Below are 21,554 nucleotides of genomic sequence, written 5' to 3' on the forward strand. Positions count from 1 at the left end.
GGTAAATTTTCATACAAAATAGGCCGATAATGTTCTTAGGCTTTACTTATAAGTCAAATGTACTGGTAATAAAAAGGAGAGGGACATATGAATCGACGGCCTTGGAGGCACTCGCTTGGGATTCGGATCGCCCTCATGGTCATGGGCATCCTGATTGTCATGAATCTGTTCAATACCGTGTTCTTATACTTTCATACGAAATCGGTCACGGAGCTTGCGATCGCGAACCGCAGTATCGATACGGCGGAGCGGATCGCGAAAAAGGTGGATCCGGAGAAATACAGGGCGTTTCTGCAGAATCCACAGGAGAACGACGTGTACTGGGAGCTTCGCGACCTGCTCAGCGACTACCGCATGAAGAACGGCGTGCTCTACGTATATACGCTCCAGACGGAGGCTGACGGACAGCATCCGCGGATCTTCGTCGACGGGGCGGCCCGGGATGATGCGGACTATTCGCCGATCGGGGAGCCGGCTTCGACGACGACGCCGGAGATGATTCGGCCGGTCCTGCAAGGGGAAGCGGTCTCGACGCCGATCGTCAATGACGAGAAGTACGGCGATTACCTGTCCGCCTTTGCCCCGATCAGGGATGCCGCCGGGCAGGTGCTTGGAATATTGGGGGTCGATACCTCGGCAGATACGGTAGGCTTGGTCACTTCAGAGGTGATGGCGGCCTCCATGCCGCTGTATATCGGCAGCATGATCGCGGCAGCCGTGCTCATGATCGCTCTGACGATGGTATATATCGTCCGCAGGCTGGCCCCTCTGGTTGTACTGAAACAGACCGTGGAAGCCATGGCGGAAGGCCGCCTCGGAGAGGCCGGCCGGATCGTCCGGACGCTGCAGGTCCGCTCCGGGGATGAGATCGGCTCGCTGAGCCGTGCGGTCGGCACGATGGTCGGCCATCTCCAGGAGATGATCTCGAAGATGTCGGCCCATGCGCAGCAGGTCGCCCGGATGTCCGGGGAACTCTCCGCGGCCGCGGAAGTGACGGCGGAAGCGGCGACGCAGGTGGCCGCCGATGTCCGCGGGGTCGCGGCAGGCGCGGACACGCAGCAGGGCAGCGCGGAAGAGAGCGCACGCGCGATGGAGGAGATGGCCGCCGGCATCGTGCGCATCGCCGAGTCCGCCTCCTGCGTCTCCGACCGGTCCAAGCTGGCTTTCGAAGAAGCGAGGCAGGGGACAAGGGCGATCGGGAGCGTCATGGAGCAGATGGGCTCGATCCAGAGCACCGCGCTCCACAGCGCGGAGGTCATCCGCACGCTGAACGCCCGTTCACTCGAGATCGAAGAGATTCTCGGCGGCATTACGGCCATTGCGAACCAGACGAATCTGCTGGCCCTCAATGCTTCCATCGAGGCGTCCCGAGCCGGCGAGCACGGCCGGGGGTTCTCGGTGGTGGCGCAGGAGGTGCGCAAGCTGGCCGAGCAGTCGAAGCTTGCAGCCGACCAGGTCGTTGCCGTGATCAAGGAGATTCAGCAGGACACCGGGCGGGCCGTCGAAGTCATGACGGCCCAGGTGGCGGAAGTGGAGCAGGGACTGCAGAAGGCCGGGACGGCGACGGATGCGTTCCAGCGGATCTACAGCATGAGTCATCAGGTGGCGGACCAGATTCTTGAAGTCTCGTCCGCCGCCGAAGAGATCTCTGCCGGAGGGGAGGAAGTGACCGCCACGGTCGGGGCTATGGCCCAGATCGCGCGCTCTTCAGCCGCCGGTGCGGCCAGCGCGGCCGGTGCGGCAGGGGGGCAGCTCGCGTCGTCGGCGCAGGTGTCCGAAGCCTCCGGGGAGCTGCGGCGCACTGCGGCGCAGCTGCAGGAGCTGGTCAGCCGGTTTACACTGGAATAAAAGCTTGGAATAGAAGCGGAAGGTAGGGGACGGTGCCGTTTGGGCAGCCGTCTCTTTTTTTGTACAGATTGATACCAGGCATAACCGACTGGAGTGTGTGATCCGGCAGGACATCCCTTCAGCCGGCTCTTCGCGGCAGAGGTGCGCCGACACGGTTGTACGTACTTATGGGGGCCTATGACGATAATGTTGCAGGCCACAAAACTGCTTATTGAAATGCGCGGCAAAGAAGAGTACAATAAGCCTGAAAGCAGTTGTACGTACAACATCGTACAATGCCGGGGGTAAACCTCCCAATGTACCGGGTTGTCCGGACGATGTTCGTACATATGAATGCGCTTAAGATGATAATACTGCACTTATATCCAAGGAGGACTCATTCATGTTAAACGTTAAACCTTATGTATTCTGGTTTGTGACAGGCAGCCAGCATTTGTACGGACCTGAGACGCTCCAGGAAGTCGACGCCCACTCCCAGGTGATTGCGGAAGGACTTGACCGCGATGCCGCGATCCCTTACAAGGTAGTCTTCAAGCCGGTCGTCACAACGCCGGAAGATATCCGCCGCATTTGTATCGAAGCGAACTCCGATGAGGACTGCGCAGGGATCATCACTTGGATGCATACGTTCTCCCCTGCGAAGATGTGGATTGCCGGCCTCTCCGAGCTGCGCAAGCCGCTGCTGCACCTGCACACGCAGTTTAACCGCGATATCCCTTGGGATACGATCGATATGGACTTCATGAACCTGAACCAGGCGGCTCACGGCGACCGTGAGTACGGCTTCATCGGCGCCCGGATGGGCATCTCCCGCAAGATCGTCGTCGGCTACTGGGAGAACGCGGAAGTACTCGGCCGCATCGGCGGCTGGATGCGTACGGCAGTGGCCTTCGCGGAGAGCCGCACCCTGAAGGTGGCCCGCTTCGGCGACAACATGCGCCAAGTGGCTGTCACCGAAGGCGACAAGGTGGAAGCCCAGATCAAATTCGGCTGGTCGGTGAACGGCTACGGGATCGGCGATCTCGTGCAGCGCGTGAACGACGTGTCCGATGAAGAAGTACGCCGTCTGTTCGACGAGTACACGGAGCTCTACGAGCTCTCCGCGGAAGCCCGCGCGGCAGGCGCGATCCGCAGCTCCATCGAAGAGCAGGCGCGCATCGAGCTCGGGATGAAGGCGTTCCTCGAAGAAGGCGGCTTCGGCGCATTCACGACGACGTTCGAAGATCTGCACGGCATGAAGCAGCTGCCGGGCCTTGCGGTACAGCGCCTGATGGAAGCCGGCTACGGCTTCGGCGGCGAAGGCGACTGGAAGACCTCCGCACTCGTACGCCTCATGAAGATCATGGCGGGCAACGAAGGCACGTCCTTCATGGAAGACTACACTTATCACCTCGAAGAAGGCAACGAGCTCGTACTCGGCTCCCACATGCTCGAGATCTGCCCGACGATCGCGGCTACCCGTCCGAAGCTCGAAGTGCACCCGCTCGGCATCGGCGGCAAGGCGGACCCGGCGCGTATGGTGTTCGACGGCCGTTCCGGTTCTGCGATCAACGCTTCGATCATCGACATGGGCAACCGTTTCCGCCTCATCGTCAACGAAGTGGATGCCGTACAGCCGGAGAAGGCTATGCCGAAGCTGCCGGTGGCACGCGTCCTCTGGAAGTGTCAGCCATCGCTGCGTGACGGCGTGGAAGCTTGGATCCAGGCGGGCGGCGCCCACCACACCGGCTTCTCCTACGTGGTGAAGACCGAGCACATGCTCGACTTCGCCGAGATGACGGGCATCGAGTGCGTCGTCATCGACAAGAACACGACGCCGGTCTCCCTGCGCAACGAGCTGCGCTGGAGCGACATCGCCTGGAAGCTGCGTTAATTCCCAGCTGCATTTCCTATGACCAAGGCCGTCCTTCCTGTAGAGGGGCGGCTTTTGTCAAATCTAAGAATAGATCTCCACAAGTATGGGGCACAAACGGAGTTGTCCGTACAGGGATAAACTTGGTAAGATACAGAAGTCAGGCTGCTCCTTATTCCATTCGATGATCCGAAGCAGGAGGTAATAACGATAATGACGACTCAACCGAAAGCCTATCAGGGCGATTACCAGGGAGAACCGGCCGTATGGCTGCAGGCGGGCCCGTATGAGGCGGCGGTGCTGCCGGGCGTGGGCGCGAATCTGATCGCGCTGCGTGAGACGGTGAAGGGGTACAAGATTCTGCGCGAGCCGGAAGCCGGTGAGATGGAAGCGTTCAAAGCAAACCCCGGCGTGCACGGCATTCCGGTCCTCTTCCCGCCGAACCGCTACGTCGACGGCAAGTTCCCGTGGAACGGCCGCACCTACGAATTCCCGGTGAACGAACCGGCTACAGGCAATCACCTGCACGGCTTCCTGCACACGATCCCTTGGACCGTGGAGAAGTTCGGCAGTGATGAGACCGAGAGCTGGGTCGTGCTGAGCCAGAAGGTGTCCGAAGGCCATTCCGTGCACCGCTACCTGCCGCATGACTTCACGATCCGCCTGCGCTATACGCTCGGCGAGTCGGGGCTGCTGCAGCACGTGTCCGTACATAACGACGGTGAGGAGCTCCTGCCGTGCCTGCTCGCGTTCCATACGGCGATCAATGCGCCGTTCGCTCCGGGCAGCACGCCGGAGGATGTCACGTTCCTCGCCACCATCGGCGAGCGCTGGGAGCTGAACGAGCGGATGCTGCCGACCGGCCGCTTCCAGGAGCTGACACCGGAGGAAGAGCAGCTGAAGAAGGGCGGCGTATCCCCTTACTTCGCAGAGATGGACAACCACTATACGGCTGTACCGCAGAACGGGCGCAACCGGATGGAGCTCCGGGACCACAAGGAAGGCGTCACGCTCGTCTATGACGTCGGCACGTCCTACAAGCAGTGGATGATCTGGAACAACGGGGCCTCCCGCAAGTTCTTCTGCCCTGAGCCTCAGGTGAACCTGGTCAACGCGCCGAGCGTCGACCTGCCGGCCGAGGAGATCGGTCTGTTCGCCCTGGAGCCGGGCGCGGTGTGGGAAGAGACGTCCCGCTTGTACCTCATCCGCAAGTAAGCCAATCAGCACGATAGCGGAACGAAGATCTCAGACAGGAATGCATCCGGCTTGCCGGGTGCATTTTTTGTGTTCAACGATAAGTAGATCTTCATCCAGGCTCGATTCTGTAATCCTTGGCAGCTGAAACGGGTAATAAAAAGGACCAAAGGAGGGATAGACCATGCTCCGGTCCTTCGATTACACGCTGGATTATGCTCATCTTGACCTGCGCAAGCATCCTGAGCTGTACCGGATCGGCCGCGGGGAACAGGGCGTGCTGCTCGTAGAGCCTTACAAGAGTGAGATGCTGCCTCACTGGCGCTTCAAGACGCCCGAGCTCGCGAGGGCCTCGTCCGACAAAATCTATGCGATGTTCCTGGGGTACAAGGCGGCAGGGGACTTCGTCGGGATGGATATGGCCCGCAAATTCCTGCAGATGGGTTATACCCGGGCCAGAAGGTATGCCAATCACCCCGGGGGCCGGAAGTACTCGAAGGAGGATGGGACCGTGCTGCCGTACGGACTGGATCCGCTCAAGGCCGAAGCCGCGGCGATCTTCAAGGCGAAGTGGAATCTCGCCAAATCCGACGAGGACTATCTCCGGATGAAACGGGAACACCAGGCTCGCTGGGAATCCGGCCATGACACGAAGTGAAGAAGGCTCCATGGACACGAAGTGAAAAAGGTTCAACGGATACGTAATCATGAGGTTCCATGGAGCCGAAGCGGACGGGAGGAGGCCGGCGGAAGGCGTGTGGAGCAGAAAGGACAGTTTCAGAACAGGGTACAGTCACGCCATGCGCGGCGAGATCCAGAATAGAGCCGTATGGCTCTTTTTTGCACTCATTTTCAGAGATATCTTCACAAATAGTACACACTAATTAAAATAAAATGCATATTATATCTAGTCAAAATTGGAAAGGGTGTGGTATAGTAAGGGTAAGCAATCGAACGGCTCCCGTCGACGGAAGACGGTAGAGCCCAATCTTAAGGAGGCGGAGCAGATGAATCGAAGCGAACTGCTGGAACAGAGGAACGGCACTGTCCCGGAGCTGGGAACGATTGTATGCAAGCACTGTGAAGGCGTGGTAGATACGCTGCCGACCCGCAGGGTGCAGGTCATCTACGGGGAGTGCGAGGGATGCCGCTCCACAGGGCTGAAGCTGACCGGGATTGCGGCACAGCAGAGCTACTGCAGTTGATTCACCTCGCGGCTGGAACTACATAGATATCATCCTGGAAGCGACCGTCGTGCGAAGCCCGATGGAGTGCGGCCGAAGGATATATCCGAACATACTGGGCTCTGATCCTCTGCAGGATCAGGGCTATTTTGCTTGGCTGCCTCATACAGTGTAGGACAGCAGCAGTATGTCCTTGCGCAGGTCGAAGGGATTACCTTTGGATGGGATGGGGGAGCTCGGGATGAAAAAGATACGGGACTTCAGCGGCACATGGCAGATGCGCCGCCGCAATGAGGATACATGGATGGAAGCACAGGTGCCTGGCTCAGTCTTCGCCGATCTCATGCGGTCCGGGCGCATGGGCGATCCCTTCTTCCGCGACGGGGTGGAGCAGGCGAAGGAGCTCGCCCGGCACGAATATGAATACAAGAGAAGCTTTACGGCGGACGAAGAGCTGCTCGCTTCCGATAAGATTCTGCTGGTCTGCGACGGATTGGATACGCTTGCACAGATCCGTCTGAACGGTCAGCCGCTGGCCGAGACGGATAACATGCACCGCAGTTATACGTTCGACGTAACAGCCATGCTTTGTCCCGGCCTGAACACACTTCACATTTCCTTCGGTTCGGCCCTCCTCCATGCGGAGCAGCGTCATGCGGAGCATCCGATCTGGTGCACCACGGTCGGTGCGACCGGCGGATTCAATCAGATCCGCAAGGCGTCGTACATGTTCGGCTGGGACTGGGCTCCCGTGCTGCCGGACATGGGCATCTGGCGGAACATCCGGCTCGAGGGCTATTCGGCGGGCAGGCTCAGCGATGTCTTCGTTACGCAGCAGCACGAGCCGGAAGGGGAAGTGGGGCTCGCCGTACGGATCCGCAGCTCGCTGTGGACGGCCGAGGGGGTCTTCGCGGAAGTGACGCTGAACGGCCCGGACGGGGAGGTGCTTCACCGGACCGCACATGCCTGCAGCGGGGAGGATCTGACCGTGGACGTGCTGGTCGCGGAGCCTGAGCTCTGGTGGCCGAACGGGTACGGGGAGCAGCCGCTGTACGAGCTGGCGGTTGTGCTGCTCGGCCGTGCGGGGCAGACGCTTGATGAGCGGAAGCTGCGGATCGGGCTGCGCACGATCACCTGGCGCAGGGAGCCTGACGCATGGGGCGAGTCGTTCGAGTGCGTGGTGAACGGAGTCCCGGTGTTCGCCAAAGGCGCCAACTACGTTCCGCAGGACAGCCTTCTCAGCCGCTGTACGCCGGAGAGAACCGAACGGCTGATCCGGGACTGTACCGAGGCGCATTTCAATATGCTGCGCGTGTGGGGAGGGGCCTTTTTCCCCGGGGATGAATTCTACGACCTCTGCGACCGGTACGGCCTGCTCGTCTGGCAGGACCTGCTCTTCGCCTGCGCGGCTTACGAGATGACAGAGGCCTTCACGGAGAATATCGCGAGGGAGACCGCGGACAACGTGATCCGCATCCGGCATCATGCCTGTCTTGCGCTGTGGTGCGGCAACAACGAGATGGAGTGGGCCTGGGTGGAGTGGAGCCTGCCGAAGACGGGAAAGCTGCGTTCGGATTATATCAAGCAGTTCGAGATGGTGCTGCCCGCCGTGGTCAAGACCCACGATCCGCAGACCTTCTACTGGCTGGCCTCGCCCTCCTCCGGCGGCGGGTTCGACCACCCCAACGATCCTTCGCGCGGTGATGTGCACTACTGGGACGTGTGGCACGGAACGAAGCCGTTCACCGACTACCGGAAGAGCCTCTTCCGCTTTTGCTCGGAATTCGGGTTCCAGTCCTATCCCGACCTCAAGACGGTGGAGAGCTTCACGCTGCCGGAGGACCGCAACGTCTTCTCCTATGTCATGGAGCGGCATCAGACCCATCCCGAAGCGAACGGCAAAATCATGAACTATCTCGCCCAGCTGTTCAAGTTCCCCAAGGATCTCGACTCGCTGATCTACGTCTCACAGCTCGTACAGGCGGAAGCGATCCGGTACGGTGTGGAGTATTGGCGGCAGAACCGCGGGATCTGCATGGGCTCCCTGTACTGGCAGCTCAACGACTGCTGGCCTGCGGCTTCCTGGTCAAGCATCGATTACTATGGGCGCTGGAAGGCGCTGCATTACGCGGCCAAGCGGTTCTACAGCCCGCTGTGCGTCTCCGCTTCGGAGCGGGATCTGAAAGTGGAGATTCATGTCACCAACGATATGCCGGAGCCGGCCGAAGGGCTGCTCGAGTGGCAGCTTCGGGATCACCGTTCGCGAGTGCTTCAGGAGGGCGGTGTCTGGACGACGGCAGCGGAGCTCGCTTCCTGCTGTCCGCTTCAGCTGGACTTCCGCGGCGAACTGACGGACAGCGAACGCCGGCGCTGTTATCTGGAGTACCGCTGGCGGAATGCGGAAGGGGAGGTGCTCAGCAGAGGCACCGTCCTGTTCGTGCCCTCCAAGCACTTCGAGCTGCTGCCCCCGCAAGTGGACGCCGAGGTGGAGGAGACCGCGGACAGCTTCCTGGTGCGGGTACAGTCCGCCGCGTTCGCAAGGTACGTGGAGCTGACGCTTCGGCAGACGGACGGGGTGGCGTCGGACAATTACATTGACTTGTCCGCCGGGGAGCCGCGCGAGATCTTCTTCCCCAAGGACCGGCTGTCCGTCCCGCTCAGCCTGGAGGCGTTCCGCGGGCAGCTGCGCCTGCGCAGCCTGTATGATATCGAGTGAACGGCTGTAAGGGCTTGGGCGGTGCCGTCCCGGCCGTCTGGCAGTATGCTCCACTGTAAAAAAATCAGAAGGCAGCCGATATAACTCCTGAACGATACCATCGACAAGAGGGAGTTAGGAGCCGTATGAAGCATACTGCCAAGGGCATAATTAGCAGAGTGAGGAATGCTTCGCTGCGCGTGAAGCTGCCGATCCTGATCAGTTTACTCGTTATAGCGGCGCTGCTCGCCACATCCATCACGACTTATATTTATTCATCCAATCTGGTTCTCCGCAAAAGCAAAGATGAGATCAACGCGATGGCGGACCGCCTCGGCGAGGGGCTGTGGACTTCCCTTCAGCTGCAGGAGCAGTCGACCTTCCTGGTCTCCAATCATGGCACGTACCGCGACTTATTGAAGCTGCGGGAAGCCGGTACGCTGGCGGATGCGGATTTTTTCTCCGCCCGCAACCCTTATTTCGAGAAATCTAATGAGATCCTGAAGACCAGCCTGGCAGGGGCCAAGGATACGAGCTCCTACTTGGTTGTGGATCCGAAAGGGATCATTGTTTCCGCAACCACTATCGAGAATATAGGCCAGTCGCGGGCAGACCGTGAATATTTTACGGAAGCTCTCCAGGGCAAAAGCTTCGTGAGCGATGCGATCGAGTCCAAAAGCACGGGTAAAATCCTGCTTGCCTTCTCGGTGCCGATCAAAGACAGCGACGGCCGCATCCTGGGCGTGTTCGTCACCACGGTGGACAGTCAATTTTTCGTAGGCAAGCTGGGGAATGTAACGATCAACGGGGAAGGCGGCATCGAAATTCTCAGCCGCGGCGGCACCTTCTTGTACAGCTCCAAGGATCCATCCATCATCGGAACAAAGCTGCAGGCCGAGGAGTTCCTGAAGGACCGGGCTGCCGGGGAAATTAAAGTGATCAGCATGGATCTGGATAACCAATACCTGCGGATCAATAAAATACCGGGTGCCGATCTGACGATCACGGTCCTTGATACGTACGCCGACATCGAGCGGCCGATTAACGATATGTTTAAAGTGATTGCCCTCATTACTCTGGTGATCATTCTCGCTTCCATCGGCTTCGGCCTGCTGCTCTCCCGTTACATGTCCAAGCCGCTGGTCGAGATGGCCGGCCTGTTCAAGCAGCTGGCCCAAGGGGATCTCACCATCAAGGCGGAGGACAAATATGACGGCGAGTTCAAAGTGCTCGCGGACAGCTTTAACAGCATGGTGAGCCAGAACAAGGACCTCATTACCCGGATGAACCAGTCCATTGAGGTGCTGCATACAAGCACGAATGAGCTCGAGGCTTCATCAAAGCAGACGGCTTCGTCCATCAACGAAACGTCCGTGACCTCGGTGGAGATCGCCAAGGCGATGGAGTCCCAGTCGCATGATACGGAGCATATCGTTGATAAGTTCTACGGCTTCGGCGAGAAATTCGCCTCGATGAGCGCGAAGGCCCGCTCGGTAGGAGAGAGGGCGGACGAAATCATCGGCGTCTTCCATAAGAGCAGTGAAGTGGTGAATGAACTGAGCCACATCAATCAGCAGAATGAAGAGCAGGTTCAGAAGATTTCGGCCATCACGGCCAAGCTTCAGGAAAGCTCGGACCATATCAGCAGCATTACCGGGGCGATCAGCGATATCGCCAACCAGACGAACCTGCTCGCTCTGAACGCTTCCATTGAGGCGGCCAGAGCAGGGGAGCACGGCCGGGGCTTCTCGGTGGTAGCCTCGGAGATCCGCAGGCTGGCGGAGCAGAGCTCCCAGCAGTCCAATGAGATTTATGCCATCATTCAGCAGAACCTCGCCTTCGTGGCGGAGAACAATCAGAGCGTATCCGAGATCCGTACAATCGCGCTCCAACAAGACGAATTTGTGGGCCAAACGCAGCTCGCCTTCCAGGCGATCCTTGAGAAAATCACGGAGATTGCGGATCAGATCAAGGGGATGACGGAAGAGGTAGCCCGCATGGAACGGGATAAAGACGAGGTGCTCGAATCCGCGCAGAGCCTCTCGGCATCCGGAGAAGAAGTGTCCGCTTCCGTAGAGGAAGTGACGGCGACCATGGTCGAGCAGTCGGCCACGGTTCACCAGCTGGCGGACATGGTACAGACCATCGACCGCCTGACGAGAGAGCTTGCGGAAGCGGCCTCCCGGTTCAAAGTCGAATAAGGGGAATCGAATGTTTTAACGGAGAGGGGCTGCAGCTGCAGCTCCTTTTTCGTCTCGATATGCCTAAGCTTCGGCGGAGATGGAGAAAATAGGTTGCAATTCGTATTAATCTGAGTATAATACTTGGTATATAGGATGAGGCTGATTCGAAGGAGGTGCCGGGGATGTCTTTGACAGCGCGGAAGGATTGGGAGCAGGCTTGGGTGGATGACTATCTGGACCTTTTGAATATGGCAAAGAGACTTCAGGATACGCAGTGGGAACAGGAACTGCTGCAGACCCTTCAGGAATACAAACGCCATACGGCTGCGGAGATTCATTACCGGTTCACCCAGGAGCTGTGGCGGAGATTCGACGAGATCAACCGGCGCATGCTGGAGCTGTACGAGAAGCTGAAGGCGAACCGGGATCAGCAGGAGAACCGGCTGCTTCAAGAGCAGGTGTGGGATCTGAAGCTCGAGCGGATCGAAGTGATGCGCCGCATCCACTCCGGGGAGAACGGAATTCCCGCCCAATAAAAAAAGGCATGCGGTCAACCGCTCTGCCATGGGTCATGTGGTTATGAGATTCTGCTGCTGCGAGGCATACAGTGGTCTGTTCTGCCATGCTCTGCGGTTCCTTGAAGGTAGGAGTTCAAGGGACCTGAATCTGATGCGGTGGAGTGGGAAGGAATTACTTCGATACCTGCTCCATCTTGCGCATGGTTTCCATCATCGACGTCATCATTTCGTCGCACTGCTGCATCTTCATCATCATGCTGTTCATGTCCATGCAGTCGGTCATGTTCATTTCGTTCATGGTGTTCATCATGGTCTTCATACAGTTCATCTTGCCCATCATGTCTTCCATACACATCGTCATCATCATGTTCATGCACATCGATTCCATTTTTTCCACAGTAGTTCCTCCTCGGTTTTTCTTTCGTTTGTTTTGGCTTAAAGAATTAGCATACAGAGGACTGTTCTGCGTCTTTCTCTATTAAAATACTACAGGATCTTCCAAACTACAAGCTATTTTTGTGCATTTGACACCATTTATGGATTATTATTTTAATGGCGTACTACACCTATTTTTCACATCGGAATAAATAGAAGCGTACGGGGAAAGCCAGACGGCGGCTCCCTGTACGCTTCTTTTTTTGTTGGTTTGGACCGGGACAGGAGGCTGTGAGCCGTGAAGTGCTCCTGTCTTAGCTGGCCGCGCCTGTGCCCTGCACCGAGTGGAGCACCTTGTCGATGATGCCGTACTCCAGTGCGGCGGGTGCCGTCATGAAGTAGTCGCGGTCCGTATCGCGCTCGATCTTCTCGAAGGGCTGCCCCGAGCGCTCGGCGATGATCCGGTTGAGCAGCTCCCGGGTCTGGACGATCCGCTGCGCATGGATGTGAATGTCCGACGCCTGGCCTTGGGAGCCGCCGTGCGGCTGATGGATCATCACCTCCGCATGGGGCAGGGCGAAGCGTTTGCCGGGGGCTCCGGAAACGAGCAGCACCGCCGCCATCGAAGCGGCCATGCCGACGCAGATCGTGGACACGTCCGGCTTGATGTACTGCATCGTGTCGAGGATCCCGAGGCCCGCCGTGGTCGAGCCGCCCGGCGAATTGATATACAGGTGGATGTCCTTATCCGGGTCTTCGGCGGAGAGGAGCAGGAGCTGGGCGATGATGGAATTCGCGACCGTATCGTCAATGGCGCTGCCCAGGAAGATGATCCGGTCCTTCAGCAGGCGGGAGTAAATATCGTACGAACGCTCTCCGCGTCCGGTCTGCTCGACAACCATCGGAATATAGTTCATCGTAAGCCCTCCTTTAATATGGACAAACTGTACAGCCAAATTCACTTCGGGGTCAGGCAGCCAGGCATGCCTTCACATCGCCGGCGCCGCCCCGGCCGGAATGGATCACGGCCGGAGCCGCGCCGAAGCCGGAGGAGACCATGATCAGCCACTGCGCGGGGTCCCCCTTCTGGCGGCCCGGGAGGGCCCACCGCGTGACGGTGGCTTCCCGGTCGGGGGCGGCGGCTTCCTTGCGTTCGCGGTAAGCACTCAGATCGCTGACCTGTCCCCGGTCCGGCGGAGCGGTCTCCGCAGTGCTCTTCGACTCCCAGACCACCGCAGGCTGCGGAGCATTCCCGGGGCGCTGCTCTTCGGTTCCGGCAGCGAATTCCTTCTTAGGCTTGTGTTCCATCGATACGCTTCCTCCTTTTCTTGGGGGCGGGCTTCTCCTGCGCTCCTTCAGGGGCCGCTGCGCGGCCGGACGCCTCCGGATAGACGGCGACGACCACCTGGTAGGCGCCTTCTGCGGCATCCCCGCCGTACTTCGCGGTCAGCTCCTGGACGAGCCGGGCATACTCTTCCACGAAGGCCTGCCGCCGCTCCGGTGTCGCCAGTTCCACCTGGAACTGCAGCGTGGCGCTCGGGACTTCTTCTCCTTCGTCGGAGTGCTCCATGAGAAGAAGGGCATCCTGCTTGATCCGGTCGGCGGTCCCGATCAGGTGGGCGAGAGAGCCCTGATCCTTCAGTTTACGCACCGTCTCGGGCTTCATGCCCAGACGCTCCGACAGGACGAAGGTCCGGGCAATGCTCTGGTACAGGACCTCCACCAGGTTGCGCACCTGCCGGGAGCCGACGCGGCGCACCAGACCGGCCTTCTCAAGCGCCTTCAGGTGATAATTGATCCGCTGGGGCGCTTCCCCGATAGCCCGCGCCACCTCGGCCGCGGAGCCCGGCTCCGACAGCCGCGCCGCAATCTCGGCGCGAAGCGGATTGAGCAGCACCATCGCCTGCTCCGGTGAGTCGATCAGGACACTTTCCAGGATCGGTTCATGAGGGGTCATACAGCATCATCTCCACAATAGTTACGGTTTACGTAAAACAATATTATTACGTCAGGGAAGTATTGTCAAGGGCGGATGCCGCTGTTGTTGTTGAGCTTTATTTTGTCATTCTTCAGAGCCTTCGACCTTCAGAATTTCTTTAGAACTATCCCGATAAGCCCCTAAGATTTTTATTTTATGATACTCTCATCGACATCAACGAGGAGAGCGCATTGGTTTGGACTGAAGTGTTCTTTGCTTTTGGTAAGTTCTTTGGGAATCATCTAATGAATTTGCTGGCTCTAATCGATTTCCAATGGGCTGTGATCCATCTGATGATGGCCGTGGTAGCTTTTATCACGATCAAGTGGTCGGTTATGTTCTTGAAAATTAGGAGGGGATGTAGGGGACAGCGGTAAATTCGCCAGAGCGATCGATAATCTGCTGATGAACGCCCTCAAGTGCAGCGTTAAGCCGGGGACGATTCAGATCTTATTAAGCATTCAGAACGGAACCGGATTGGGGCTTTCCATCGCCCGAAATATCATCGAACTGCATGGGGGAACGTTGACACTGACCCACCGGAATGGCATTTTTGTTTTAACCATAGGTGCGGATCTGAACGGAACTTGATAATTGTTAAGGAAACAGAAGCGATGTCAGGCAGATCGTGTAGGAGGCTAAAATGAAAATGAAAATTGCTGCGGTTGCATTCATCATTGTAAGCTTATTAATGGGCTATGAATTCGCGAACAAACAGAAGGAAGATCAGCCGAAAGCCGTTCACTCGAACACGAATGAACCAAGAAAGAAATCGGGGAATAGCGCTAATGGGGGAGGCGTTTACGGTACTCCATCCGCAAAGCTTGGCACGGAACCGAACTCCGTGCTCGATTTGCGGATGGCCGTAAACGCCTTTTCGTGCTATGGATTACGAGGCCGGGCCGCCGCGAAGGATTTTGATTATCGCGGAAACTTCTTCATCCCCGTATCCTGCTGCGGCAGCTTTCGCAAAGAGCGGCAAAGCGAATCTGGGAAAATCGGAATTGATCCCCGCTTCGGTCGCTTGTTGAAGCAGCCGCTCCACGCTATCGGCCGAGGTTTGGAGGGAGCTTTCGGGGTTTCCGAATTTCCCCGTCTGGATGACCTTCCCCTGATGCTTTGCTTCCTCCCCAAGTAAAGGTGCGATGGCGGCGATCATGGAGCCGAAGGAGTCGACGGGCAGGTGTTCGGATTCGAGGATGTGAGCGCCGTGAGCAAAACCCAGCCATGTACCCAGAAGGTAGGAGATCACAGCTAAAGCCTGGGCAGACGCCGAGCCGACGGGTTCACCCAAATAAATCGAGTTCCCGGCAAGGATCCGGAGAAGCGGCTCACTTGTCTGGAATGCAGTGCTTGAACCGGAGAAGAGGATGACGGTCTCCGGTGCTCCAATATGACTGGGCCACGCCTGGATCGCGCCATCCAGATAGTAGGCGCCCCGCTCCCGGGCCCAGAACTCACTGTTTCGCGCTTCCTGAGGGGTGCCTGTGCTTAGCTGTATAAGCGTACGTCCGGCAAGTGCGGAAGCCGCTTCTTGGGTATCAAGGAGACTGGCTGAACTCCCATAGTTGGCAACGCAGATGATAGTGATGGGACTCGCGTTAATGGCTGAAGCCGCAGAGGAGGCGAGCACTGCACCTTGCCGTACTAGCGATTCCGCCTTCGAAGCCGTCCGGTTCCAGATCGTAATGCGTTTGTCGTTGTTGAGGAATGTCTGCGCGAGCGCTGTTCCCATGGGGCCCAAACCAATAATGGATACTTCACTCATAGTAATTACCTCCCGGATAGGTTGATCAGTATACAACATGACCTAGATGATACTAAACGGTTTCGTATTACAAGTCGAATGATACTATACCGTTTAGTTTCGTGTCAATCCATATATTTCTTGCCGGCCACCATGCTCAAAAATAAAAAACCTTTGGAGTTCAAGAAATAACCGCGGTTATCTCCCGGACTCCAAAGGAATCAATGTACATACTGATGTATCATCTGGGCAGTCAATTTTTTTAGTTGAGCAGCGGACCCGGTTAAACCGAGCACAGGAACGGATGAATAGGCTCCATTGATGACCAAAAGCAGCTGATCCGGCCAGCTCTCGTCGGTGACGCCTGCCTTCCGGCTGAGGTCAGACAACCGTGAGCGTAAGGCGTGATTATATTCCATCGCCAGCCGGTGTGCTGGATGATGTGGATCCGAAAATTCGGCAAATGCGTTGAGAAAAGGACATCCCCGGTAATATTCGGGTTGGAACAGCTCTGCAATGGCATCGATCAGCGCCAACAGCTGATCTTTGGGGGAACCTTCATGTTTAGCGACAGCTTCGTCAAAATGTTCCCAAATGTGATGATCGTGTGCCTTAAGATAGGCGGAGATTAATTCATCTTTGGTAGGAAAGTGCCGATAGAGGGTTGCTTTGCTTACCCCGGACCGCTCAACGATCGTATCCATGCTGATGGCCCGAATCCCTTCACGATAAAACAAATCGGAAGCTACATCCAATAGGCGCTGGCGGGAGGAAGTGGGTGCTGTGGACATACGTTCACCTGACCAATCATTCATATTCGTGTTCGCAGGAACTGCATCTTCGTGAAACGAAACGGTTTAGTCTTAAAATTTTATCATTCGGATCTCCCCTTTGCAAGGTAGCGTCAGCACATAACCCTTAGGCCCTGCCAGTTACAGGGAATCGGTAGAGACTTGCTCCTGGTGTATTGTAATTCTTCTTTTCTTATAGGAAAATACAGAGGGGAGGGCGACTTATGCCAAGAGGAAAGAAGACACAAGATGCAGGCAAGGCAGGGACACAGCAAAAGTCTCTCGCGGGTAAACTCATACGGGAATTGGAAATGAAGGGCGAAGAAACGGAAGCCGCTTCTTCCATAGATGAGCAGGATACGAAACCCCGTTCAAATACAAAGCCAAAAGTAAAATCCAGCATTATCCGACTGGCGGACAAAGCGGAAGCCATGGCCGAGAAACTCATCCGCCAGATCGAGCAGAGCACCAACCCCGATGATGTGACATCCGTTGAAGATCTGCTGAAGGAATCGGCATCCAAGCTCGATTCAACCAAATCCTATCTTACGAAAGATATCACGGAGGCCAGCGTCTATCTGCTCCAGAAGCTGTCTCAGATCGTCAGTGAAACCTCAAGCGTCGTCGATAATTTGAGTCTGACCAAGAACCAATACGCACGGCAGATCATCAAACTGGCTAAGGAAATGCGTGAGCGAAAGAAGACGCAGCCGATGGAGCTGAATCTAATGGCAAGCAACCCTTTCTTCACTGGGATTCCCAACAGCTACAAAGAGAAGGTAAAGGAAACCGGATTGGCTGAGGTAGTCAAAAACGGCACCAAGACCCTGGAATATCAAAACAGCGAGGGCTTGTATTTGTCCGAGTTTGACAAGCGCGTCTTCACGGCCCTTACTTCCATCTGGGTAGATCAGAACTGCAAACAGATTTTCAAATTTACGGAGTTTGAACTCCTGCGGCGGCTGGAGATGAACCCCAAGGGTGGAATGCAGCATAAGCGCGTTCGGGATTCCCTAAGGGCGCTGACCACAACCCAAATCGTCATCAAGGAGTTCTATGAAAAGAAAAATGCCAATCGCATCGTAACCAGTAAGTTTCACTTGGTCGCGTCCGAAACAACGATCGAGGAGTACAGCAAGGATGATGGGAAGCTGCAGTCCCGGGAGTACCAGTTCCAGTTCGCGGATCAGATCCGGCAGTCGTTCCAGGACGGGTACACGACGCTCATCTCCCTGGGGATTCTCGATACCTTGAATACGAAGACATCCAGAGAGCTGTACCAGCTTCTATGTACGATCCGCGATATGGCCCCGCAGGAGCAGTTCAAATATACGGTAGAGGCCGGCGCGTTTGACGTCTCGCTTACGGAAATCAGCGAGTATATGCATTTAGCCAATAATGAATACGACAATCGCCGGAATATCCTCAAGGCCTGCGAGGAATTGAAGGAAGTCTATGTACTGCAGGACTATGTCAAACTGGGCACCGGCCGTTCCTGCAGTGCCATCCGGTTCTACCCGGGCACCCTGTTGAAAAAAGAGGAAGTAAAGGTACTAACACAGGGATAAGTCAATGAATTTCGAGACCTTAGGGGTCTCTTTTTTTGTGGATAAATTCATTTTCTGACTTCGCCCGTTTAGTAAAAAAAATTTTATGAGTCGAATTTTCACCTTTTTTGGCGGATTAGGGAGCGTCGGGGACGCTTCTTATCTGTTCGTTAGTACAACCGGGGAGTATCCGGCCATGTGCAGCCAATCCGTTCGCTAGTACAACCCTTTCTGTCCTCATCGTTCGATCCCAATCTGTTCGCCGGTACAACCTATTCTGAAAGTGCAATGAATGTGAATCTGTTCGCCAGTACAACCTGTTCATCGAGCGCCTGCAGCTCATTCCTCGCCAACCCTCTACTACACAGGAATGACAATCTGTTCGCTAGTACAACCGTTTTTCTAAAAGCAGCGGCACGGAATCCGTTGGCTGCTGTGATTCCCGCTGTGGATATCCGATCGGGCCAAAAGCTGCTAAGAAAAGGAGGCACCTCAACCTTCGCGGAATCCGCCGTATCCGCAATCTGTTCGTTAGTACAACCGGTAGTTTATGAAAAACCCAAAATGTAAGCTTGCTGCTGCTAGAAAGTGAACGGTTATCTGTTCGCCAGTACAACCTGTTCCTATCTGCAGCCTCCTGCGAATCTGTTCGTTAGTACAACCTATAATGATGAAGGGGGGGGGATCGAGTCTAATCCGCGTCCTGTTCGCCAAATGAGCAGCTCCTTCCGCAGGTTCACTCCAATATCCCTTGGTCGAATACTTAACCACGGACACTCTCCGTTCGGCAGGCCCGGCTTTATCATCTGTTGGCTAGTACAACCTGTCCCGTTTCAATCCTTCCCTTTAATCTGTTGGCTAGTACAACCGCTTTCGGGGAGGACGCTCGCTGCGAATCTGTTGGCTAGTACAACCTTTATTGGATGTATTCGCTCCGTGCGAATCTGTCCGCCAGTACAACCTGGTTGTACCTGGATGCCGCTGGAAAAAAGCCTGAATCTGTTGGCTAGTACAACCTTTTTTGGCTATTTGGGAGGGTGGTTCGGGGGATTGGCAAATGGGATAAACATGTGTAATATCGTATAAGGTTAAGATTCAAACCAAGCATACATAGCGATGGAAGAAAGAAATAGAGAAGCCCGCAAATAAAAAAAGACCCTATCAGAGGGTCGGGCCAGATCGCAGAGGTGTTGGAAGCACCCGTGATCTGCTTGGAAGAAAATAACAACGAATCCACTCGCAGCGTGTTGGAAGCACGGCTGCCGGGAAGCTCAATGCCGCAAGACTTGGAAGGTCTTCGCATTGGTAGTAACGTTCGATTGAAGGAAGGACCAGATACACAGCTGTAAGATAAACGCCTGTGACGTCCAATTCAGGACGAAGAGCGTCTATTAAAAATATCAAAAAACAGAAACAAGCTTAAGCGAGCTATGCTTTCTGACATTTCAGGAACAGACAGTGACCGGTTTGTAGTAAAACCAAGGTCTTCTTCAAGCACGTCTAATTTCATTATAGCAATGATACACGCAGGGTTCAATCACTATATACATTATTAGCCAATGAAATTACTTCTAATTTCGGGAAAGGAGAGACGAACATGATCTATAAAGATACGTATCACCTCATGATGAACAGTCTCTCCTCGACCGAGATCGATGCCTGCCTTGCCATGCTGCTCCATCTGGACTGGGAGAACCGCCTTCGGACCGAACCGGAACACCTGGCCAGGCAGATCGGCACGACCTCCAAGTACATGGGGGATATTCTGCGTAAGTTTCTTCGTGACAAGAAGGTCCTGAGCAAGGATCGCAAGGATGACACGTATGCTTTCCGCTACGGGCAAAGCTCCCTTCAATATGATGAGAGAACCACGAAATACGGGAAGAAGTTCAGTCTGTACTACACGCCTCAGTTCCGCTCGCTCTCCTTGAACGCGAAGCGGCTGCTCATCATGGCGTTATTCAGGATCAGCGAAACGCGGGATACCGAGTTTCATATCCCCCGGCTTCGTCTTATCCGCAGATCCGGACAAGAAGGACGTCTGCCGTTGACCGGTACCCAGCTGCTTGACGTGCTGCAGGAGCTTCGCGACGCGCAGATCCCGGGGCTCTCATCCGCAGAGATCGTACAGTTTCAGGGCGAGGCGAATGTGGTGATCCGATTCTCTGACGATATTCAGCAAGCTTACCTGGAGAACCATACGGAAATGAATCTTGTAAAGCGTGAGCTTTTTAAGTTAGGTCTGCATCGCCTTGTGCCCAGCGATGAGCTTTGCCATGCCCTGCTTTCCGTAGGGTATCACCTCTTTAAGTCCATGCTGGAGGCGGATTTCGCCATGAACCGCAGAGAAGGAGAGGCAGAGGAGCGGCGCCAAGGGATTCTGCGCACGGCACGTCATATGTATAATACCGCGCTGGCCCGCCTGGCCGCTTCCTTCCCGGCCAAACGAATGGAGCTCACGAATAAGGACAAGCTTGCGGCTTATTTCAGCGCCATTGTCCATGAAGTGATGACTCAGGAGATGGCTTCCTGCAGCTACCAGGTACTGCAGCAGGAGAGTCTGCTTGACTATTATATGGACAAGACGAAACAAGAGGGGATCACTTACGGCGGACCGGAAGTGAAGGCACTCGTGCTGCATATCGACGGCATGAAAAGAATGGCCGCTGTATTGGAGACGGTTTGCCAGCAGTGGCTGCTGTCCAGGGTGGCGACGCTGTCGAAGGACTTATCGGAAGCCGCGCGTTCAACCCAAGACCAAGAGCGGATCCTGGACCGCCGCGGCTGGACCAGCATAGAGGAGGGGAAGGCTCAGCTTCGCAAGCTGCTCAAGCATGAGGAGGAACTCCTGGCTGCCATGAGAGCCCATGTGGGCAGCGGCGTGCGTGTACCCGCCAGAGTGCTCGAGGAAGCGATGGAGCGGTACTTTGTCGAGATTCAGACTCGTGCGGCCGATCTGGCTGCGAAGAACTCCCGCATGAACACCGATAAAACTGCATAAACAACACCGAGCACTGGTTAGAGCTGATACAGCTCCGATACGAGTGCCATTCGGCGTTTCGGCATCGAGTTACCTAAAGCAGTTCCGTTTATCCGACGGAGCTGCTTTTTTATTTTGTCTTATTCCATTGTGGATAAGCGTTCCCAACCGGACTCGTTTATTCACAAAAGCGCGGTCTTATCAACCTGTGAATTGTTTAAAGCAGGATGTAAATTCATGTCCGGGCATTGTGGATAAGTGAAACGGACATGTGAAGCCTGAGGAAGCCGCTGTAAACGAAAACTCTCCGGTTGGGGATAACAGCAGACGGCTGTATGTTAATTCCGAAGGATGGCTTTCAGGCTTGCCCCATCAAGGTTTCTTCCCATAAGTTATCATGATATTAAAAGAGGTTTTGATCTAATGTTCTTCTCATGGTAATCATCAGTGTATTCATTTATGACTGCATTCCCCATCATCATTAGGAAAAGAAGAAATAGTAATTTAATTCCATAAGTGATATCATAATAATATTATTCATCAGTCCTCCAGATTATCAGATCATCAACCCCCAAATGAGGTGCAGGAGCATGGATCATGTAATCGAAGAAGTGATGTCAGATCCGAAGGCTCTTCGCTGGGCCAACCGGCCGGCACATCAA

At 55.7% G+C, this 21,554-nt stretch carries 16 protein-coding genes and 1 pseudogene; 11 read left to right on the top strand and 6 right to left on the bottom strand.

Annotated elements, in window-relative coordinates; all coding sequences use genetic code 11:
• The first annotated feature begins 87 nt into the window (after positions 1 to 87).
• The 8 genes from PM3016_RS13815 to PM3016_RS13850 all read left to right on the top strand — a co-directional run bounded on the left by PM3016_RS13815 (position 88) and on the right by PM3016_RS13850 (position 11,492).
• A complete protein-coding gene (locus PM3016_RS13815; protein WP_014369921.1) occupies positions 88 to 1,848 on the top strand; it encodes a methyl-accepting chemotaxis protein in 1,761 nt (586 codons plus the stop codon).
• 382 nt (positions 1,849 to 2,230) lie between these two features.
• On the top strand, positions 2,231 to 3,721 hold the full coding sequence (gene araA / locus PM3016_RS13820) for an L-arabinose isomerase (protein ID WP_013916241.1): 1,491 nt from the start codon (positions 2,231 to 2,233) through the stop codon (positions 3,719 to 3,721).
• A 192-nt stretch (positions 3,722 to 3,913) separates the two neighbouring features.
• A complete protein-coding gene (locus PM3016_RS13825) occupies positions 3,914 to 4,915 on the top strand; it encodes an aldose 1-epimerase (protein ID WP_013916243.1) in 1,002 nt (333 codons plus the stop codon).
• 163 nt (positions 4,916 to 5,078) lie between these two features.
• A complete protein-coding gene (locus PM3016_RS13830; protein ID WP_014369922.1) occupies positions 5,079 to 5,552 on the top strand; it encodes a DUF4385 domain-containing protein in 474 nt (157 codons plus the stop codon).
• 349 nt (positions 5,553 to 5,901) lie between these two features.
• The gene (locus PM3016_RS13835; RefSeq protein ID WP_013916245.1) at positions 5,902 to 6,099 is read left to right on the top strand and encodes a GapA-binding peptide SR1P; all 198 of its coding nucleotides are present in this window, start codon (positions 5,902 to 5,904) and stop codon (positions 6,097 to 6,099) included.
• 220 nt (positions 6,100 to 6,319) lie between these two features.
• Positions 6,320 to 8,794 carry a beta-mannosidase gene (locus PM3016_RS13840; protein WP_041619444.1) on the top strand — a complete coding sequence of 825 codons (2,475 nt, stop codon included), beginning with the start codon at positions 6,320 to 6,322 and terminating at the stop codon, positions 8,792 to 8,794.
• Positions 8,795 to 8,919: 125 nt separating this feature from the next.
• Positions 8,920 to 10,974, top strand: a complete 2,055-nt coding sequence (locus PM3016_RS13845) for a methyl-accepting chemotaxis protein (RefSeq protein ID WP_014369924.1) — start codon at positions 8,920 to 8,922, stop codon at positions 10,972 to 10,974.
• Positions 10,975 to 11,138: 164 nt separating this feature from the next.
• Complete coding sequence (locus PM3016_RS13850; protein WP_013916248.1) at positions 11,139 to 11,492, top strand: hypothetical protein; 354 nt, start codon at positions 11,139 to 11,141, stop codon at positions 11,490 to 11,492.
• A gap of 154 nt (positions 11,493 to 11,646) precedes the next feature.
• Here PM3016_RS13850 and PM3016_RS13855 read toward each other — a convergent pair whose 3' ends face one another.
• From PM3016_RS13855 to PM3016_RS13870, 4 genes are all read right to left on the bottom strand, one after another.
• On the bottom strand, positions 11,647 to 11,871 hold the full coding sequence (locus tag PM3016_RS13855; protein ID WP_013916249.1) for a hypothetical protein: 225 nt from the start codon (positions 11,869 to 11,871) through the stop codon (positions 11,647 to 11,649).
• 292 nt (positions 11,872 to 12,163) lie between these two features.
• Positions 12,164 to 12,766, bottom strand: coding sequence for an ATP-dependent Clp endopeptidase proteolytic subunit ClpP (clpP, locus tag PM3016_RS13860; protein WP_013916250.1), 603 nt, complete (start codon positions 12,764 to 12,766; stop codon positions 12,164 to 12,166).
• A gap of 52 nt (positions 12,767 to 12,818) precedes the next feature.
• Positions 12,819 to 13,157: a hypothetical protein gene (locus PM3016_RS13865; RefSeq protein ID WP_013916251.1), complete on the bottom strand. Its 339-nt coding sequence runs from the start codon at positions 13,155 to 13,157 to the stop codon at positions 12,819 to 12,821.
• A complete protein-coding gene (locus PM3016_RS13870) occupies positions 13,141 to 13,806 on the bottom strand; it encodes an ArsR/SmtB family transcription factor (protein ID WP_014369925.1) in 666 nt (221 codons plus the stop codon). Before PM3016_RS13870 ends, PM3016_RS13865 begins: the two co-directional genes overlap by 17 nt.
• A 387-nt stretch (positions 13,807 to 14,193) precedes the next feature.
• Between PM3016_RS13870 and PM3016_RS37370 the strand changes: the two are divergent.
• A pseudogene (locus PM3016_RS37370) lies at positions 14,194 to 14,418 on the top strand (two-component sensor histidine kinase); the annotation flags it as partial.
• A gap of 298 nt (positions 14,419 to 14,716) precedes the next feature.
• Here the strand turns inward: PM3016_RS37370 and PM3016_RS13880 are convergent.
• Together PM3016_RS13880 and PM3016_RS13885 are read right to left on the bottom strand one after the other, a co-directional pair.
• Entirely contained in the window at positions 14,717 to 15,595 is an 879-nt protein-coding gene (locus tag PM3016_RS13880) for an NAD(P)-dependent oxidoreductase (RefSeq protein ID WP_014369926.1), read from the bottom strand.
• Between the two features lie 200 nt (positions 15,596 to 15,795).
• Positions 15,796 to 16,365 carry a TetR/AcrR family transcriptional regulator gene (locus PM3016_RS13885; RefSeq protein ID WP_013916256.1) on the bottom strand — a complete coding sequence of 190 codons (570 nt, stop codon included), beginning with the start codon at positions 16,363 to 16,365 and terminating at the stop codon, positions 15,796 to 15,798.
• A gap of 431 nt (positions 16,366 to 16,796) precedes the next feature.
• Here PM3016_RS13885 and PM3016_RS13890 point away from each other — a divergent pair, with 431 nt between their 5' ends.
• Together PM3016_RS13890 and PM3016_RS13895 are read left to right on the top strand one after the other, a co-directional pair.
• Positions 16,797 to 17,933, top strand: a complete 1,137-nt coding sequence (locus PM3016_RS13890; RefSeq protein WP_236628679.1) for a replication initiation protein — start codon at positions 16,797 to 16,799, stop codon at positions 17,931 to 17,933.
• 1,576 nt (positions 17,934 to 19,509) lie between these two features.
• Positions 19,510 to 20,913: a hypothetical protein gene (locus PM3016_RS13895; RefSeq protein WP_014369927.1), complete on the top strand. Its 1,404-nt coding sequence runs from the start codon at positions 19,510 to 19,512 to the stop codon at positions 20,911 to 20,913.
• Positions 20,914 to 21,554 lie beyond the last annotated feature (641 nt).

Origin of the sequence: Paenibacillus mucilaginosus 3016 (genome assembly GCF_000250655.1) — a bacterium.
Lineage (GTDB): Bacteria > Bacillota > Bacilli > Paenibacillales > NBRC-103111 > Paenibacillus_G > Paenibacillus_G mucilaginosus.

Excerpts from the sequence above, each read along its gene's own strand:
- PM3016_RS13815 (WP_014369921.1), top strand. The coding sequence starts at position 88 with ATGAATCGACGGCCTTGGAGGCACTCGCTTGGGATTCGGATCGCCCTC.
- clpP (WP_013916250.1), bottom strand. The coding sequence starts at position 12,766 with ATGAACTATATTCCGATGGTTGTCGAGCAGACCGGACGCGGAGAGCGT.
- PM3016_RS13895 (WP_014369927.1), top strand. The coding sequence starts at position 19,510 with ATGATCTATAAAGATACGTATCACCTCATGATGAACAGTCTCTCCTCG.
- PM3016_RS13840 (WP_041619444.1), top strand. The coding sequence starts at position 6,320 with ATGAAAAAGATACGGGACTTCAGCGGCACATGGCAGATGCGCCGCCGC.
- PM3016_RS13850 (WP_013916248.1), top strand. The coding sequence starts at position 11,139 with ATGTCTTTGACAGCGCGGAAGGATTGGGAGCAGGCTTGGGTGGATGAC.
- PM3016_RS13835 (WP_013916245.1), top strand. The coding sequence starts at position 5,902 with ATGAATCGAAGCGAACTGCTGGAACAGAGGAACGGCACTGTCCCGGAG.
- PM3016_RS13825 (WP_013916243.1), top strand. The coding sequence starts at position 3,914 with ATGACGACTCAACCGAAAGCCTATCAGGGCGATTACCAGGGAGAACCG.
- PM3016_RS13880 (WP_014369926.1), bottom strand. The coding sequence starts at position 15,595 with ATGAGTGAAGTATCCATTATTGGTTTGGGCCCCATGGGAACAGCGCTC.
- PM3016_RS13885 (WP_013916256.1), bottom strand. The coding sequence starts at position 16,365 with ATGTCCACAGCACCCACTTCCTCCCGCCAGCGCCTATTGGATGTAGCT.
- PM3016_RS13890 (WP_236628679.1), top strand. The coding sequence starts at position 16,797 with ATGGCCGAGAAACTCATCCGCCAGATCGAGCAGAGCACCAACCCCGAT.
- araA (WP_013916241.1), top strand. The coding sequence starts at position 2,231 with ATGTTAAACGTTAAACCTTATGTATTCTGGTTTGTGACAGGCAGCCAG.
- PM3016_RS13830 (WP_014369922.1), top strand. The coding sequence starts at position 5,079 with ATGCTCCGGTCCTTCGATTACACGCTGGATTATGCTCATCTTGACCTG.
- PM3016_RS13870 (WP_014369925.1), bottom strand. The coding sequence starts at position 13,806 with ATGACCCCTCATGAACCGATCCTGGAAAGTGTCCTGATCGACTCACCG.
- PM3016_RS13865 (WP_013916251.1), bottom strand. The coding sequence starts at position 13,157 with ATGGAACACAAGCCTAAGAAGGAATTCGCTGCCGGAACCGAAGAGCAG.
- PM3016_RS13845 (WP_014369924.1), top strand. The coding sequence starts at position 8,920 with ATGAAGCATACTGCCAAGGGCATAATTAGCAGAGTGAGGAATGCTTCG.